The organism is Pantoea stewartii subsp. stewartii (genome assembly GCF_008801695.1).
Lineage (GTDB): Bacteria > Pseudomonadota > Gammaproteobacteria > Enterobacterales > Enterobacteriaceae > Pantoea > Pantoea stewartii.
Genome location: NZ_VZPF01000003.1, coordinates 78,103 through 95,182, shown reverse-complemented (window position 1 = coordinate 95,182; position 17,080 = coordinate 78,103). Strand labels below are relative to the sequence as shown.

Genomic DNA, 17,080 nt, shown 5'->3' with positions numbered 1-17,080 from the left:
CGGATAAGCATCTGAAGCAGCTCTGGCGTCAGCTTTCCGCTGATACGAAGCGTGCCGGCGGGCAGAACCAGCTCACAGCAGGGGGCATCGTCGCTCTGAACGGACGGTGGATGAGGCTGTCCGGGGCCTGATTCAGCAGCGAGCGTCACGGGCAACATGACCGGCGCATCTGTCCGCGCAGCCAGCAGCCCCTGCTGATAAAGTCGCCGCCAGTTGAACAGGAGATTATCGTTAATGTTATTTTCGCGGGCAAGCTGTGCCACGCTGACGCCGGGCTGCATCGACTGCTCCACCATGGCGATTTTGAAGTCGCGGGGGAAGTTGGGGCGTCGTGGTCGTTTGCGGGCGACAGGGATTTCACAGGGAGCAGGGACGACGGGAAGAACGGACGATTTTCGGGATGCCTGTTGGTAAAGGCGCTTATCCAGAATTTTGGCGTTGATTCGTGGCGGCAAAGGCCAGGAGAGACCGGCCTTCCTGAAGCGAACAAAGAGATCGCAGGCCGTGGTTTTGGGGATACCCAGCCTGCGCCCGGCCTCAATACGCGGCAGCTTTTCATCAAAATGGAGGCGAAGCGCCTCAAGGAGCCATGTCCGGTGTTTCACGCGATAGTGTCCATTAAAAAATGATGGACACTATTTTCCCGGAACCGGAGCCCGCTGCACAGACGGTTTAAATGTGACGCTTACATTTATCATGGCTTTTGTATGAAAAAAAACTAAGTCAGGACCATTTGTACCCAAGAAAAGCTAAATTATAGGGCTTTGTTGAATAAATGGATTTTATGCTGTGGTACTATGAAAACGGTTGTTTCAGATAACATAAAATCAATGCGTTACATGCTTGCGTATGACGGTGTTCTGTCTGGCATCAGCGTTTTCTACCAAAACAGTGCAGACAAAACAGAATGATTACCTATTATTCAACAAAGCCAAATTATAGTTGAATGACATTAAAAAAAATTGAGAAATGCTGAAGTATAAAAAGATATAGGCATAAAAAAATAATGGGCATATACGATCAATATTTCGAAACAAAATGAATTATTTAATTAAAAAAATCTCACAATTGGTATTTTATGCTAATATTTACTTATTTACGATGTAATGTCCTTGTTGTTGTATGATTCATATCTGTTATGTTCTACTGTGTGGCTTTGAAGATACAGGTCTATCTATTAATGATGTTGCTGAGATTTTAATTTTTTTTATAATATTCAGTCTTTTTGTTGAGTGACTTGTTATTTAAACTAAAAAACCGAAAGTAATTGCTACCGGGTAATGATTGTGATGGACGATCGATATTGTAGTCCTGATAGGTTTGGCCTATCACATTAGGTTGAAATGATCGATTCAAACCATTGGTCTTTTTTGAATTAGAGTATAATCTTTATTAAGACCAACCTTTATTTTGCATCACCACTGTGCGGATTGATTATAATTTGCGCATGCAAATAAAGGTTATGTCTCTTAAATAAGAGAAACTGATGACTATATCTACCGCATTAAATCAGTTTTTTTAGCTGACCTCATTACTGATGCTTCATGAGAAAATTAGAGGGAGCATGACTGATGATAAACATAATTAAAGATCTTTACGGGCCTGAAGTCATCGCCGCGCTATCGGGTTCGTTACTTTTTAACATTTCGCAAAAGAATTTTTATGGTCTAAAAAAGTTTATAGTGTTTATGGTTTCTTTTTCAATGGGTATTGTAGGTGCTGAAAATGTAGCATCTATTTTAAATGCCTACCTACCAGCAGAGATCTCACCAAGTCGAGAGATCGGCGCATTCATTTGCAGTTCCCTTATTGTTACAGTAATTATGAATGTCATTTCAAAAATGGAAAATGGTTCAGATAAAAAAAATAATCTTAAGGGGGGGGGGGCATGAATGATTTTATGCAAACGATTTTGATGAATGTAAATGTAATTGTATGCGGTGCCGCCGCGGTAAAACTTTTTCTCTTTGATAAAAAATTCTTAAGGCTGCGATTGAGGCTTTCTCTTTACTTTATGATGTTATCCTTAGCAACGGTAGTGGTAAGGGTTTTAACTGGTGAGTATTATTATGCGGATTGGTCTGAAACCGTAATTAATATCTCGCTGTGTTCATTCATTTTTTTGAAGAAAAGTTTTCTATATCATAGGGCTGAAACATGAAAATAAGCAAAAACGGCTTGCAGTTAATAAAGGATTTTGAAGGTTGCAGAATTCGAGCATATCAATGCTCAGCCAATGTCTGGACAATTGGGTACGGGCACACTCATAAAGTTCAGCCAGGAGATTGCATAACGCAAGAAGAAGCCGAGCATCTTTTAGCGAAAGACATCCAACTTTTTGAGGGTGTTGTCAACAGACTCGTTAAAGTCTCATTAACGCAAAATCAATTCGATGCATTGGTTTCATTTGTTTTTAATCTTGGAGAGGGGAACTTATCATCCTCTACATTACTAAGACACCTGAATTCAGGAGACTATCTCTCTGCCGCAAATGAATTGCCAAGATGGGTTAATGCAGGTGGTAAGCAAATACCAGGATTAGTGCGACGAAGGGAAGCTGAAAGGTTAGTTTTTATAAAAGACATGAAGGACAAGACATAATACCCTCCCCCACATTAATCAATCTAAATAAATTGAGGTTACTACTATGAGTAGTATTGAAGATATCAATAAAGTGCTGTCTGGTCAATCTGCTACCCATGGTTGGGATGCAATGGTTGCTTACAATCGCGACCGGGTAAACACACTTTTACATCAGCAATATATTGAGAAGGTCAGAGCTGGTGAGCATTACCATCCCTTTGATAATGAGTCAGATTCCACTGCTACCGGTTATCATTTCAAAAACCTGGTTCTCGGCCCTCCACTGATTTCTTTTGAGAATTCCACTCTTCAGGATTCCAAAGTGTCTGTGCGAATGATGTTCATTGACGGAAGTTTTATTCGCACAGACAGCGACGGTCAGGTCGTGCAGTGGGACAGATATACGCCTGCCAGTAAATATGGACTTAATATCACTATTGAACTGAAATACGGCTCCGGTAAGGTGAGTGAGGATGGCAAGGTTACTATCGATTTTACCGAGGCACAGATTTTTAAAATTGAGGGGCTAAACGATCTGCCTGCTGACGTTATCCTGGCTTTTCAAAACTTCCTTAACAGCAACCCTATGAGCTATACGCTTGGCGAACTGAAGCATGACGATAATCAGGAGACACTTTATCCTGATGAATTTGTCGTGCGTACACAAAAATACCCAGGTAGTAGTGCACTGGCATCTGCCAGTAATGCTGATGGTGCCGTACTGGTATTTATCAAGACACAGTATGGTGGCAAAGGAACTCTACCTTCCGATAACGACAGTCAGCCCTGGGTTATTCCGGAAGGAAAATCCGCGACACTGCTGATTTCTGATAAGCTGTTGTATGGTCCGTTACTGGCTGATAACTTTAAGAGCCGGATTACAGACTTTAAATCGGAAACCTCAGAAACAGACGGCAACTATTCTCTCAAATTCACTGATGGCTATGTGCCGACCACAAATGTTATTCAGAAAAGTATTGCTACAATGGGTGGCCTTCTGGCTATGTGGAGTTCAGATAAAGACCAAAATAAGAGACCCGCTCGATTATCAATGTCTGGTCTAAAGATGGTTAAGGGCGATGATAATCAAACTATTAAAGCTCAATTCGTGGAAGAAGCGTTCACTGATACATTTACTTTTGAGGCTTCCACCTTAGATGAGCCAATTTTTCAGACGCAAGATGATATTTTCTACCGTTCAGGTCAATTTTTAGCAAAACTGACACTGGACGATAAAGGGAATGTAATCTTTAACGGCAAGGCCGATTTTAAGTTGCAAGCAGACTCTAAAGCGCCATGGTACGATTTCGGTACGCTTGCAACAGAGGATTTCGCCAATGAAGCGACCTCTAATCTGAATAAAAACGGTTTATTCTCTCTGGACAGCATCAAGACCTTCTACCTCAGTAACGTCCTGTTCCCCGGAGATAACATTCTGTCTTTCAGCGAAGTTTATAATCCCGGGGACCTGGCTTTATACGGTGAGGTTGCACAGTCACTGACAACATTAACCATTACTCCGGATGAGTCAGTGATTGGCTGCGGACAGACATTACAGTTCAGCGCCAGCCTGAGTGATGGTTCTGCACCACAAGGGCTTGTCTGGTCGGTAGACGGAGTGGGCAGCATTGACTCTAACGGGCTGTATACTGCTCCAGCTACCGGAGACATTACCCAGACTAAAAATGCTATCATTACCGCAACTACCAGTGGGGGCCTTAAAAGCATTGCCATTGCAACGGTGCTGGTCTCTGCGCTAGATGTGGAACCTGCATTTATTCTCGTAAAAGAAAAGGCGGTGAGCCCGATACAGTTCACAGCCTACCTGGCTGGTTCTGCTGAAAAGAAAGTGACATGGACGCTTGTCGCGGATGTCAGTGATGCCGGAAGTATTGATAAAAATGGGGTTTATACACCGCCAGCCGGTCAATACGATACTGATGAGCCGATTGTTATCAGCGCCGTAGCAAGCTTACCGTCCGGGGAGCAGTCCCGTGCGATCATTTGTCTGTGGGGAGAGCAGATTGAATTGGGCTTCCCTGTCACACCGGCATATACACTTAATGTGACAGAAAAAAGCACCGCAAGTTTCAGTTCGCAAAACAGACACTTTGATGCAGAGAAATGGACAAATTACCCGGTGCTGGGCACGTTGTCTGATCCTGTGAAGCAGCCATCCGAAGATAAGATGCATATCTGGTCGTGTGATTATCACGCACCTGATGTGATTACCCAGCCACAACTGGTATTTATCAAAATAACTCAGGATGAACCTGATGCAGTCGCAGGTTATGCGCTTGTTGAACTGCAGCCTTCAGTATCACCGTGGAGTCGTGTAAAGGAACTTACCACCCTTTCAATCAGCACTGTGGGGTCATCCGCTGCAGGAACTGAAATCTACGGTAACGGCCTGAACCAGGCTACCATGCAAATTAATATCAATGCACAAGATAAAGACGGCGATCATGTAAATGTACTGGCGCAAGATATTATTCCATATATCACGCTCGTTGATTACTCTACTGGAGAAGAAATATCAAATGCCGGTGTATGGGCATATACAGATAAGATTAACGACTATAATACTTCTCCAACGGTATTGCAGTCGGGAACTAATGTCATATCGTTATATGTTACAGCAAACCAGGGGGCACTTACGAAAGATATTGCTGTCAAAGTCCAGTTGGTTAACCCAGACGCAGAAAACAAGTATGTTTCAACAGCAAAAGATATCGACGATGGGTTCGACAGTAAGGTAACCGTCAAAACGCTGCAACCGATCAACTATTCAGATAAAATGAACATTAAATATGGCAGTGATGCCCCAGTAAAGATTAAGGATAATTTGAGTTTTACGGTTATTACTGGTGATTCGTATGTTAGTAAATCAACTGGTGAGTGTTATCAAAGCATTGTTGAAATAGCCCCTGCCAACCAAGATGGTTCCGGTTTTAAAACGGTAATTATGGATTATAATCCTGTAATTAATGAAACGGTGAATACCGAAAATCAGAGTTGGGGGGATATAAAAAATGAGTTGAGCTTTTCCTGCCTTCCCTACGATAAACTACGTAAAAGTTGTTCTGTCGCGGGGTATCACGCTGGTAGCGGAAGTACAGATGATCCCGCATTAAAATCAAGCGCAATGATTTACTTCGACGCGAAACAGTTTGAGGGGAAGGATACTCATGATTTGGAGGGTGTTATCTATTTCCACAATGGTGATAAAAAGTATCGCCTCGAGGTAAGTAATATTTCTACCCCCTCATCAGGTGGCAGCAGCATTCTATTTTCAGGGTATATTTTTAAAATTCCTGATGCAGAAGTCAATCCACTAGGGTGGGATAACTCACTAAATCCAGTAAAAATCACGGTAACAGATCGTTATGGTAACTTCGGGAACATAACTTTACGGTGGGATGACCACGAGCATTATGTGACGCCTGCAATCATTTAATATTCTGTCATATACAGACTGCTCAGGGTAATTACCCTGAGCAGGGTTATTTAATAATTTTGCATTCACATATGTTTTTAACTATGGAGTGGCTTTGTTGAATAAATGGATTTTATGCTGTGGTACTATGAAAACGGTTGTTTCAGATAACATAAAATCAATGCATTACATGCTTGCGTATGACGGTGTTCTGTCTGGCATCAGCGTTTTCTACCAAAACAGTGCAGACAAAACAGAATGATTACCTATTATTCAACAAAGCCTATGGAGTATAAAATATGTCAGATTTTACTTCTCAGAGTGGCAATTTCCTTAGCGCATTTTCAGGTGCCGTTGATCCTCGCACAGGAATGTACAACTATAACTTTTCTGTTGCACATCTCACGGGTAATGCCGGCCTGGGGCCATCAATGCCAGTTGTGCTCTGCTACTCACCTTTAAATACAACTAATACCGGGTATGGTATTGGTGTTAACCTCCCTGTTTCCAGCTATGATAAAAGCACCCGAACACTTCAGCTCTCCAGTGGAGAACGTTATAAGGTAAGTGAAGCCAACCACGCTCTTAATATTATTCACTCTAAACCTGTCAATTTCAGGGCTGAAATTCGAGAGGATGGTTATTATATTTTCTACAAAAATGGTGTCACCGAGCGTCTGACTGCATCTTCAAAGGGCGGGAGCATGAAGGTCGCAGAGGAAATTATCTCTCCCGCGAATCGTAAGTTAGTGCTTAAGTGGGAAACTTATGGTAACGGTAAAAGACTTACCTCAGTCAGTGATGAATCCCGCACATTGCTGAACATTAAGCACACCACAGCCATGGTGACTTTTAGCATCTGGCCCGGCAGTACTGAGGAACACAGTGTTTTGCTTAAATTTCAGAATGATTTCCTGACGTCAGTGATGAACAAGCATGATTCTGCTGAATTGTCTTGGGCGCTGGGGTACACCAATAAAATCCTGACTGTGGTGAGCGGGCCCACAGGGCTTAAGGAGCTGGTAAATTATTCGGCGACCGGACACAGGTTCCCTACTGGTGGCCCAGGCCAAACGGTTCCTTACGTTATCAGTTATAAACAATCAGGTAAGGATGGACAGTTACTCCGACACCTGAGTTATGAGTTTTCAGATAAAAATTTTCTCGGGTATGGCGGAAGTAATCAATATTCCTGGGATAATGATACTGATTATCTGTATGGCGTTCTGGGAGATTACGAGTACACCAGTACTGAAACGGCTCATGATAAGCAAGGTAATCCTCTTAGCAGAGTCAAAAGAACATATAGCAATTATCACTTACAGACCAGTGAACAGAGCGCTATAGTGGGAACGACCTGCCAGGTTTTAACAAAGACGGAGTACTATGCCATCAGTGGGAAATCCTTTGATGATCAGCCAGCCAACTTTCAGTTCCCCAAACAACAGACCCGAACCTTTACAGACAGCTCAAAACCTGATGGTGAAAAGAGCCGGACAGAAATCACGCTGACAGATTTTGATGAGTACGGAAATCCTGTATATGAGAAAAGTCCTGATGGGTATGAGACGTATTATGATTATTATCCCGCAGAAGGGGATGGGGATAATTGTCCGGCTGAACCCAATGGATTTATTCGCTTTCTGAAAAAGAAAACGCACAAACCTCGTAAAGATGATGACACCACCCCTGAATTTGCAGAGTATTCTTATACTTTGTTAGGTGATACCCGCTGCGTGGTACAAAATACCCGTAAGCTAAGTTCCGGTAATATTCTCCTTTCAGAGCAGACGACTGAATATAATTCCGACAGCCTCAGCTCTGATTTTGGGCGCGTTATTAAAATTACGGGAATCAGATATGATGGCGTAAACTCATACACAACACGCCAGACATTTGCCACTTCCGTCAGTGACGGGAGTATGATTCAGAAGGTCACCTTTACTGGCCACGATAACCTTGAATCCACCCACAGTCGTACCCTGTCATTATTTTCTGGCCTGTTGTTCAGCGAGACAGATCCCCTTGGCGTAACAGTAAAACATGAATACGATCTTCTGGGGCGTATTGTTTCACAAACTGTCGCTCCTGATACTGAGTATGAGAATGTTGTTCGCTGGGATTATTCCATGGGTGATAACGGTCCCGTCACCACCCAGACAGATACCACAGGCAATCAACTGAGGATTTTATTTGACAGCGCAGGTCGTGAAATCGGGCGGCAGCAATTCGATCCTGATGTAACGAAAAAATTCTACGATATATACTCACAATCCTTTGATTTACTGGGCCGGGTGTCAACGGGTTTAAGCAGCGACTGGCTACCAGACTCAGGCAAGAGTATCTCATACAGTTTGCAAACGACTGTACTCAATGATGACTGGGGTGGCGTCCGGACACAACGCTTCAGTGACAATACCCGGCACGTTCAGGAGTCGGACCCGCTGGCATTGAAACAAACAACCTATATGCAAGGCGATGCCGGCAATACCACGACGATAACAGGCTCCGTTGCCACGTCTTTTGATACAGCAAGCTATCTGGCTCTGACGGATACGTTAACAGATACTTCTAATAATACCCAGGGTACGCGTCTTTATGGCTGGGACGGCTGGGGGCAACTGCGCAGAGAAACAGATGAGCGAGGTAATGTCACAGAACGAACCTATGACGCCTTTGGTCGCGTTCTTACACAAACTCTGCCAGATGGCAGTGTAGTGACCAGAACCTATTCCCCTCATCTGGCAGGAGAGCAGGTAGCCAGTATCACTGTCACGGGTCCTGATGCGGGGGGCAATACTCAGACCTGGCTGCTGGGAACTCAGGAATTTGACAGTCTTGGTCGCCTGACAAAACAGGTGAGTGGAGGCAGGACGACCACATACGTTTATGAAGGAGCATCCACGGGGCCGTCATTAGTGACGCTTCCGTCAGGTAAACAACTGCAATATACCTATATCCCCGAGCTGGGCAATGTGGTTAGCAGCGTGGTGGCTGACGATGTGACGCAGACATTCAGTTATGACAAGAGAACAGGACGTTTGTTACAGGAGCTGGAGGGGGAGATCGGCAATGATTATTTATGGAACGATTCCGGTTCTCTGGCAACTGAAACATTTATGCGGGGCACCCGGCAAAACGTGGCCTCACACTCCAGCACTCTTTCGGGCTCAGCGGTTACTTATCAGGATATTACCGGAAGTAAGATGGTTTACAGCCGGGATGAGTATGGTCGTATAACCGCCCTTATTGACGGGGAGCTTCAGGCGTCCTTTGAATACGATGAACTGGGGCGTATGCACAAACAGACGGTGAAAAATACAGGGGGAGCTGACAGTTTTATCACCGAGCTGGAATATGATGATTTCGGTCGTGAAATCAAACAGACCGTCACGGACAGTGCCGGAACATCTCTTGTTACGACGTCATCGTGGTCATTAAATGGCCTGCTCGAAAGCAAGAGTCTGGCAGCAACAGGGGCGGCTGACAGCATTAATCGTAATGAAATGTTTGAATATGACGCGCGAAACCGGCTGGTTCACTACGGCATTACCGGTACACCTCCTGTCCCTGACGCTTATGGAAACCCATTATCAGAAGTAACTTATCAGTATGACGCCCTGAATAATCTGACGGCAGTAATTTCCACCTTCGCAGATGACAGCACAGATACCATGACCTATGTATACGGAAACAGAAATGACCCGACACAACTGACATCAGTGACTCACAGCCATGACAGTTATCCGCCACACATCCCGCTGGAATATGATGCAGATGGCCGGATGATTAAGGATGAAGCCGGACGGGTGCTGGCATACGACGGCCTTGGACGGCTGAATTCTGTTGCAGGCGAAAATCTGACTGGCGGTCACTACCACTATGATGCGGGTAACCGCCTGGTCGATCAGGATACCGGCACTAACGGTGTGCGTCATCTGTACTACCGTGGCAGTGAGCTGGTTGTGGACGTTACATCCTCCTGAACGTTCTGACAGTCGTCAGAAGGAACCGTTGCCTGTATTCGGTATTTTTAACTGATGCCACCATAACGACAAGCGTCACATACCAATCGTATTGACGCTTATGCAATGAATGCCATCAAAACAGCAGAGTGTGTAACGTAATTATGGCTTTGTTGAATAATAGGTAATCATTCTGTTTTGTCTGCACTGTTTTGGTAGAAAACGCTGATGCCAGACAGAACACCGTCATACGCAAGCATGTAATGCATTGATTTTATGTTATCTGAAACAACCGTTTTCATAGTACCACAGCATAAAATCCATTTATTCAACAAAGCCGGGATTTATTTATCAATATATTATTTCATCGGGCATTGTAGTCGAAGAACGCGGCAGCCACATGCTATCGCACTCTCCTTTTTCAAATGCAGCATCGCGCAATATTACGCTCGAATTAATTCATTGCTTTTCCGCATTCATCCAAAAGGGTCTGTCGACCGATTCTTTATTATTTGAAGGTTTGCTATTCCATATTAAGCCGCTACTTAACCGGCTTAAATATCATATTACGATTCGCAATCCCTTACTCGATGACATAAAAGCGGAATTACAGGATATTTTCACGCTGACCCAACGCGCCATGCAGGTAACGGCCGAGCGGTTTCATTATGGGCCAATCGATGACGATGAGATCGGTTATCTGTGCGTGCATTTTCAGGCCGCGCTTGAACGGCAAATCGCCCATAAACGTATTTTGCTGGTGTGTTCCAGCGGCGTCGGCACGTCGCATTTGCTGAAAAGTCGCATCCTGCGCGCCTTTCCGGACTGGATTATCGTGGGCGTTATTTCGGCCAGCACGCTGGACGACTTTTGTCAGCAGGAGCCGGTGGATCTGGTCATCTCCACCATTCATCTCGATATCAGCACCTTGCCCACCGTGTATGTTACTGCGTTTTTTAACGACGACGATATTCGCCGGGTGACGGACGCCATGATTGGTCGCCAACTGCCACAGGCCGCAACGCGCGCACTGGCAGAACATTAACTGAATGAGGTCTGATTAATGGATATTTCTCGCATTCTCACGCCATGCCGCGTCAATCTCAATCTGCAGGCCAGCAGCAAAGAAGCGGCCATTATCGAACTGACGGAGTTGCTGTTCAGTGACGGTGCCATTAGCGATAAAGAGGCCTTTATCCGCGATGTCTGGCTACGCGAGGCGGAGGGATCGACCGGGTTTGAGAATCATATCGCCATTCCTCACGGTAAGTCCTCTGCCGTTAAGCAAACCACGCTGGCCATCGGGCGCAGCCAGCTGGATATCCCCTGGGAGACGCTGGATGGCAGCAAGGTGCGCTGCATCATCCTGTTTGCCGTGCGGCTGGAAGATCAAAACACGACCCATATTCGCCTGCTGTCACAGGTGGCCAGTGCGCTGGCCGATGATGAGGTGATTGCGCAACTGCTGGTGGAAAACGATCCCAGCGAAATTATTCGGCTGTTTAGTCAGTACGCCGAAACCGACCTCTGTTAACCCTGGAGTCCGAGGTAATCATGAACATTGTCTGTGTTGCCGCCTGTACGGCGGGCATCGCGCATACCTACATTGCGCGTGAAAAAATGATCAAAGGCGCTCACGCCCTTGGCCACACCATCCATGTGGAAACGCAGGGCACCATCGGGACAGAAAACGCCCTGGATGCCGAAACGATAGCGGCAGCCGACGTGGTGATCCTGGCGGTGGACGTGAAGATCACCGGCGAGGAACGTTTTCGTGGCAAACCGATCGTGCGGGTGAAAACCGAAGTGGTGATCAAGTCGCCCATCAAGTTTCTGGAAAAAGTGGCGGATTCACTGGCGCGTGCCTGAGGAGATCCACAATGAACGCTAACAAAAGCCAGTACGGGCAAGCGATCAAAGGCCATCTGTTAACCGGGATCTCCTGGATGATCCCGCTGATTGTCGCCGCCGGGATCTGCATTGCGCTGGGTCAGGTGATTGGCGGGCCCGATGTGGGTAAACATCCCGGTACGATCGCCTGGATGCTGAACCAGATCGGTGGCTGGGGCATGGGCTTAATCGTCCCGTTGATCAGTGCGGCTATCGCTTACTCGATTGCCGACAGGCCGGGCTTCGCGCCGGGTTTGATCGTCGGGTTTATCTGCGGACAGATTGGCACCGGCTTTATCGGTGGCATCCTGGGTGGCTTCCTGGTGGGTTACACGGTGATTCTGCTGCGGCGCAGTATCCGGTTGCCACAATCGATGCAGGGGCTGATGCCGATCATGGTCTTGCCCGTACTGAGCACCATCATTGCCGGGCTGCTCATGATGACGTTTATCGGTCAGCCCATTGTCTGGCTGCAAAAGGCGCTGATCGCCCTGCTGGAATCAATGCAGGGGGGCTCTAAGTTCATCATGGGGGCGATTCTGGGGGCGATGGCGACCTTTGACTTCGGCGGGCCGGTCAATAAAACCATGTCGCTGTTTGCGGATGGCATGCTGGTGGACGGCATTTACGGGCCGGAAGCGGTCAAATTTGCCGGTTCGATGATCCCGCCCTTTGGCATCACGCTCTCCTGGCTGCTCACGCGCCATAAGTACACCCGCGCGGAAAAAGAAGCCCTGAAAGCGGCCTTCCTGATGGGGATCTGCATGATCACCGAAGGTGTGATCCCCATTGCCGCACGCGATCTGTTCCGGGTCGTCGGGAGTTGTGTGGTTGCCTCAGCCGTTGCTGGTGGCCTGATCATGGTCTGGGGCGTGGAAGCGCCGGTGCCTCACGGCGGCATGTTTGTCGTACCGCTGTTCACCAAACCCGGGTTGTTCTGCCTGGCGCTCGGTATCGGCACCACGATCTGTGGCGTCATGCTTTCGCTGCTGAAAAAGCCCGTCACTGAAGCCGACGAAGAGTTTGACGACGTGGAAGATCACACCGTTCGCGACGACGACATTAAATTCACACTGGAATAAGGAGTGAGTATGTACGCGGCAATGAACGACCTGATAAGCCAGGCTGCGCAGAAAAAATATGCCGTTCTGGCCATCAACTGCTTCAACCTGGAAAGTGCCCGGGCGGCGGTTAAGGCGGCGGAGCCGCAGCGTGCGCCCCTGATACTGAATGTGTATCAAGGCCATAGCCGTCATTTTCCGCCAGCCATCGCGGTGCCGCTGGTGCAGGCGCTGGCGGCGGAGGCCAGCGTACCAATCGCGCTGGCGCTCGATCATGGCAAGGCCTTTCCGCTGATTGGCCAGGCCTTTCGCGCAGGCTTTACCGGGCTGATGATCGATGCTTCGGCGGAGCCGCTGGCCGAAAACATTCGTCAGACGGCCCGCGTGGTCGACATGGCCCACACCGCCGGGGTTTGCGTCGAAGGCGAACTGGGCCATATCGCCGATGCGCCCACCTACGCGCTGGCCGACGCGGCGGTCAAAATGACCCAGGTGGCGGATGTCCTGCCGTTTCTTGAGCAGACCCATATCGATCTGCTCGCGGTTTCGGTTGGCACCGCGCATGGGCTTTATCCCGCTGGGGTACAGCCGACAATCGATTTCCAGCGTCTGGCAGACCTGCACGCGGCCTCATCGCGCCCACTGGCGCTTCACGGCGGCAGTGGCACGCCAGCGGACGATATTCGGCGCGTCAGTCAGCACGGCGTCGCCAAGATTAACGTTGGCGCGGCGGTATTTGAAGCCGGTAAACAGGCGCTGCACCAGGCGCTTAAACACCCTCCCACCACCGAACTGCCGGACTTACTCGCCCTGATGGAGTCCGCCTGTTGTGAAGTCGTCAGTGACTATCTGAGCTGGTCTGGCTCCGCCCGTCAGGCCTGATGGCTTTCTGCTGTAACCCGGTGCGCGTCTCTGAACGTCAGCGCAGGGCAACCCTTTGTCATAAAACAAGCCGAGGAAGATTTAACATGTTGATTTCTATGAAAGAGATGTTAAGACCCACCCGTCAACATCGCTTTGCGATTGGCGCCTTCAATGTCGCTGACAGCTGTTTTATCCGCGCGGTCGTGGAAGAAGCCGAAGCCACTCAAACCCCGGCCATTATCTCGATTCATCCCAGTGAACTGGAATTCGTCACCGATGCATTTTTTGGCTATGTGCGGGAGCGCACACTGAAAAGCAGCGTGCCGTTTACGCTGCACCTGGATCACGGTGCATCGGTGGCCCATGTGCTGCGCGCTATTCAGTGCGGTTTCACGTCGGTGATGATTGACGGCTCCCTGCTGCCTTATGAAGAAAACGTGGCGCTGACGAAAGAGGTGGTGAAGCTGGCCCATGCGGTGGGCGTGTCGGTTGAGGGCGAACTGGGGACGATTGGCGATACCGGGACGACCGTGGAAGGCGGCGTGAGCAAAGTGATCTACACCGACCCGGCTCAGGCCGAAGACTTTGTGCAGCGAACCGGCGTGGATACCTTAGCGGTCGCCATCGGCACCGCGCATGGTATCTATCCCAAAGATATGAAACCGGAATTGCAAATGCATATCCTGCGCGACATTTCACAGCGCGTTTCCATTCCACTGGTGCTGCATGGCGGCTCGGCGAATCCCGATGCCGAAGTGGCCGAGGCGGTGACGCTGGGCGTGGGTAAAATCAACATCTCCAGCGACATGAAATATGCCTATTTCCAGAAGGTGCGTGAAGTGTTAACCCGTGAAACCTGGTGGGATCCGAACGTAATTTATCCCGAAGCGATTGAGGCGGCAAAAGCGGTCATTCGCTACAAGATGAATTTGTTTGGTGGGCTGGGTAAAGCGTCGTTGTATTAAGCATCTTCGCTTTTTGATTCAGACAACCGAACCGTGGCGTTTCAAAGCCATCTGACAGGAAGTCGGAGCAGGCAATCCGCAGCGCTGAACAGAGCGATAAAACCAGGATTTGCCCGCAGGACGCGGGCAAAATACGGAGTCGGTACAGGCTGTATCGTCTCCGTCGGTCCATCAGGCTGAAGCGCGACATGAAGGCAACCGCGACAGCGGCGTGAGGACGCCCGCTCAGAAACCCTGTCGGATGGCGTGTGCACCGCTGCGAAAAAAACTGAGCGCACAAAACATGATTACTTCATCACGCCCATCCACTGCTGCGCAATCTTCGCATATTCTCCCGTGGCCGTGCTCAGGTGTAGCCACTGATCGACATACTGTTTCCAGCTCATATCATCACGCGGAAGCATATAGGCCTTCTCGCCATACTGAAGCGGTTTATCCGGATTGAGTGCGCACAGGGAAGGAAAGCGTTTTTGCTGATACAGCGCCTCTGAGGCATCGGTAATCATCACATCGGCTTTGTTATCCACCAACTGCTGGAAAATGGTGACGTTATCGTGAAACAGCGTTAACGCCGCCTGAGGAAGATAACTGTGCACAAAGGCTTCGTTCGTCCCGCCCGCGGGTTCGATTAACCGGACGCCGGGTTTATTTAGCTGGTCAACCGTCTGATACTTCGTTTTATCCGCGCAGCGCACCAGCGGAATTTTGCCGTCCACGCCAAGCGGCTGAGCAAACCAGGCGGTTTGCTGGCGCTTCAGCGTAACCGATACGCCACCCAGTGCGATATCACACTGTTTCGCTAAAAAGTCCTGCATCAGAGTTTTCCAGGTGGTAGGTACCCATTGCACTTTCGCTCCCAGTGACGCCGCCAGCGACTCCGCCATGCTGATATCCAGCCCTTCATAGTGGCCATCGGGTTTCAGAAAGCTGTAGGGCTTGTAGTCCCCGGTCGTACAGACTTTCAGGGTTTTGGTGTTGAGCACGCTGTCCAGACGCGACTGGGCCTGAGCACCGCCAGCCACCAGCAGTAAAGTCATTATGAGTGTTTTCTTCATCATTCTTTTTTTTCGGAGGTGAGTTTGCGCCGTTATGGTGACATAACCTTACGGGTTATTGCGCTAATCGCAAAAGTGTTGTGATCATTCTCGCATTTTTCTCCCGTGCGTCGCGGCCTAAGCTACTCCCTATAAACGCATACGGGAGACACGCTTAATGAGCAACATTCTAATTATCGATGGTGGTAAAACTTTCGCCCATTCTAAAGGTGAACTGAATCATACGCTGACCGACGTGGCCGCCAGCCAGTTGCGCGATCTGGGCCATGAGGTGACCGTTACCGTCGCCGACAGTGACTATGTTGTGGCAGATGAGATCCAAAAATATCTCGACAGCGATGTCGTGATTTATCAGATGCCAGGCTGGTGGATGGGCGAACCCTGGACCGTGAAACGTTATATTGACGAAGTCTTTACGGAAGGCCACGGCAAGCTGTATGCCAGCGATGGTCGCACACGTTCAGACAGCGAGAAAAAATACGGTTCTGGCGGCCTGCTTCAGGGCAAAAAATATATGCTTTCTCTGACCTAGAACGCTCCGCTGGAAGCCTTTACCGATCCTGAGCAATTCTTCGAAGGCGTCGGCGTGGATGGCCTGTACGTGCATTTTCACAAGGCTAATCAGTTCCTGGGAATGGAAGCCTTACCGACGTTCATCTGTAACGACGTGATAAAGCAGCCTGATGTGCCACGGGATATTGCACGTTATCGGGCGCATCTCAGCGAAATTTTTGCTTAAATAGACTTTCCCCCCGAAAGAGGAAACGTGAATGTTAACCGTCGTTGCTGAAATTTGTGTGAAGCCAGGGGCTTTGTTGAATAAATGGATTTTATGCTGTGGTACTATGAAAACGGTTGTTTCAGATAACATAAAATCAATGCGTTACATGCTTGCGTATGACGGTGTTCTGTCTGGCATCAGCGTTTTCTACCAAAACAGTGCAGACAAAACAGAATGATTACCTATTATTCAACAAAGCCGAAGCCAGGCTACCGTCAGAAAGTACTGGAGGCGTTTCATCAGGTGATCCCGACCGTGCTGGAAGAAGAAGGCTGCCATCAGTACAGCGCGCTGGTCGATCATCAGGCGCAGGTGCCGTGGAAACACAACTCACCCGATTCGATTTTCATGCTGGAGCAGTGGGAAACCCTGCGTCATCTCGACCAGCATCAGCAAATGCCGCATATGGAAGCCCATCGCGCTGCCATTAAAGAATATGTGACAGACGTAAAAATTCTGGTGCTGGAACCCGGCCAGTAA

General features: G+C 48.3%; 14 protein-coding genes and 2 pseudogenes. 14 read left to right on the top strand and 2 right to left on the bottom strand.

Annotated elements, in window-relative coordinates; genetic code table 11:
* Window positions 1-605: IS66-like element accessory protein TnpA (gene tnpA, locus F7Q90_RS01605; protein WP_151160775.1), on the bottom strand; the 605-nt coding region annotated here is incomplete at its 3' end.
* 966 nt (window positions 606-1,571) lie between these two features.
* On the opposite strand from tnpA, the gene F7Q90_RS01600 reads away from it, so the two are divergent.
* From F7Q90_RS01600 to F7Q90_RS01550, 11 genes and pseudogenes are all read left to right on the top strand, one after another.
* Window positions 1,572-1,892 carry a putative holin gene (locus F7Q90_RS01600; RefSeq protein ID WP_151160774.1) on the top strand — a complete coding sequence of 107 codons (321 nt, stop codon included), beginning with the start codon at window positions 1,572-1,574 and terminating at the stop codon, window positions 1,890-1,892.
* The gene (locus tag F7Q90_RS27785; protein WP_044242610.1) at window positions 1,889-2,161 is read left to right on the top strand and encodes a phage holin family protein; all 273 of its coding nucleotides are present in this window, start codon (window positions 1,889-1,891) and stop codon (window positions 2,159-2,161) included. The genes F7Q90_RS01600 and F7Q90_RS27785 overlap by 4 nt, the downstream gene beginning before the upstream one ends.
* Window positions 2,158-2,601, top strand: coding sequence for a lysozyme (locus F7Q90_RS01590; protein WP_006120907.1), 444 nt, complete (start codon window positions 2,158-2,160; stop codon window positions 2,599-2,601). Before F7Q90_RS27785 ends, F7Q90_RS01590 begins: the two co-directional genes overlap by 4 nt.
* A 46-nt stretch (window positions 2,602-2,647) precedes the next feature.
* Window positions 2,648-6,040 carry a hypothetical protein gene (locus F7Q90_RS01585; RefSeq protein ID WP_151160773.1) on the top strand — a complete coding sequence of 1,131 codons (3,393 nt, stop codon included), beginning with the start codon at window positions 2,648-2,650 and terminating at the stop codon, window positions 6,038-6,040.
* Window positions 6,041-6,318: 278 nt separating this feature from the next.
* Window positions 6,319-10,005: an RHS repeat domain-containing protein gene (locus F7Q90_RS01580; RefSeq protein ID WP_006120905.1), complete on the top strand. Its 3,687-nt coding sequence runs from the start codon at window positions 6,319-6,321 to the stop codon at window positions 10,003-10,005.
* A 319-nt stretch (window positions 10,006-10,324) separates the two neighbouring features.
* Window positions 10,325-11,029 (top strand): annotated as a pseudogene (locus tag F7Q90_RS01575) (BglG family transcription antiterminator); the annotation flags it as partial.
* Window positions 11,030-11,047: 18 nt separating this feature from the next.
* Entirely contained in the window at window positions 11,048-11,518 is a 471-nt protein-coding gene (locus F7Q90_RS01570) for a PTS sugar transporter subunit IIA (RefSeq protein WP_006118181.1), read from the top strand.
* Window positions 11,519-11,538: 20 nt separating this feature from the next.
* A complete protein-coding gene (locus F7Q90_RS01565; protein WP_006118182.1) occupies window positions 11,539-11,853 on the top strand; it encodes a PTS fructose transporter subunit IIB in 315 nt (104 codons plus the stop codon).
* 11 nt (window positions 11,854-11,864) lie between these two features.
* On the top strand, window positions 11,865-12,956 hold the full coding sequence (locus F7Q90_RS01560) for a PTS fructose transporter subunit IIC (RefSeq protein WP_006118183.1): 1,092 nt from the start codon (window positions 11,865-11,867) through the stop codon (window positions 12,954-12,956).
* A 9-nt stretch (window positions 12,957-12,965) separates the two neighbouring features.
* Complete coding sequence (locus F7Q90_RS01555) at window positions 12,966-13,817, top strand: class II fructose-bisphosphate aldolase (RefSeq protein WP_006118184.1); 852 nt, start codon at window positions 12,966-12,968, stop codon at window positions 13,815-13,817.
* An 86-nt stretch (window positions 13,818-13,903) separates the two neighbouring features.
* On the top strand, window positions 13,904-14,764 hold the full coding sequence (locus tag F7Q90_RS01550) for a ketose-bisphosphate aldolase (protein WP_006118185.1): 861 nt from the start codon (window positions 13,904-13,906) through the stop codon (window positions 14,762-14,764).
* 287 nt (window positions 14,765-15,051) lie between these two features.
* On the opposite strand, the gene F7Q90_RS01545 is transcribed toward F7Q90_RS01550, so the two are convergent.
* Window positions 15,052-15,801, bottom strand: coding sequence for a transporter substrate-binding domain-containing protein (locus F7Q90_RS01545; protein ID WP_006118186.1), 750 nt, complete (start codon window positions 15,799-15,801; stop codon window positions 15,052-15,054).
* Window positions 15,802-15,976: 175 nt separating this feature from the next.
* On the opposite strand from F7Q90_RS01545, the pseudogene F7Q90_RS01540 reads away from it, so the two are divergent.
* From F7Q90_RS01540 to F7Q90_RS01530, 3 genes and pseudogenes are all read left to right on the top strand, one after another.
* Window positions 15,977-16,558 (top strand): annotated as a pseudogene (locus F7Q90_RS01540) (NAD(P)H-dependent oxidoreductase).
* Between the two features lie 31 nt (window positions 16,559-16,589).
* Window positions 16,590-16,778: a hypothetical protein gene (locus F7Q90_RS01535; protein ID WP_044241463.1), complete on the top strand. Its 189-nt coding sequence runs from the start codon at window positions 16,590-16,592 to the stop codon at window positions 16,776-16,778.
* Window positions 16,775-17,080: a putative quinol monooxygenase gene (locus tag F7Q90_RS01530; protein ID WP_044241465.1), complete on the top strand. Its 306-nt coding sequence runs from the start codon at window positions 16,775-16,777 to the stop codon at window positions 17,078-17,080. Before F7Q90_RS01535 ends, F7Q90_RS01530 begins: the two co-directional genes overlap by 4 nt.

Coding starts and splice junctions, on each gene's coding strand:
- F7Q90_RS01585 (WP_151160773.1), top strand. CDS start 2,648: ATGAGTAGTATTGAAGATATCAATAAAGTGCTGTCTGGTCAATCTGCT.
- F7Q90_RS01550 (WP_006118185.1), top strand. CDS start 13,904: ATGTTGATTTCTATGAAAGAGATGTTAAGACCCACCCGTCAACATCGC.
- F7Q90_RS01580 (WP_006120905.1), top strand. CDS start 6,319: ATGTCAGATTTTACTTCTCAGAGTGGCAATTTCCTTAGCGCATTTTCA.
- F7Q90_RS01600 (WP_151160774.1), top strand. CDS start 1,572: ATGATAAACATAATTAAAGATCTTTACGGGCCTGAAGTCATCGCCGCG.
- F7Q90_RS27785 (WP_044242610.1), top strand. CDS start 1,889: ATGAATGATTTTATGCAAACGATTTTGATGAATGTAAATGTAATTGTA.
- F7Q90_RS01530 (WP_044241465.1), top strand. CDS start 16,775: ATGATTACCTATTATTCAACAAAGCCGAAGCCAGGCTACCGTCAGAAA.
- F7Q90_RS01565 (WP_006118182.1), top strand. CDS start 11,539: ATGAACATTGTCTGTGTTGCCGCCTGTACGGCGGGCATCGCGCATACC.
- F7Q90_RS01560 (WP_006118183.1), top strand. CDS start 11,865: ATGAACGCTAACAAAAGCCAGTACGGGCAAGCGATCAAAGGCCATCTG.
- F7Q90_RS01570 (WP_006118181.1), top strand. CDS start 11,048: ATGGATATTTCTCGCATTCTCACGCCATGCCGCGTCAATCTCAATCTG.
- F7Q90_RS01535 (WP_044241463.1), top strand. CDS start 16,590: ATGTTAACCGTCGTTGCTGAAATTTGTGTGAAGCCAGGGGCTTTGTTG.
- F7Q90_RS01545 (WP_006118186.1), bottom strand. CDS start 15,801: ATGACTTTACTGCTGGTGGCTGGCGGTGCTCAGGCCCAGTCGCGTCTG.
- F7Q90_RS01590 (WP_006120907.1), top strand. CDS start 2,158: ATGAAAATAAGCAAAAACGGCTTGCAGTTAATAAAGGATTTTGAAGGT.
- F7Q90_RS01555 (WP_006118184.1), top strand. CDS start 12,966: ATGTACGCGGCAATGAACGACCTGATAAGCCAGGCTGCGCAGAAAAAA.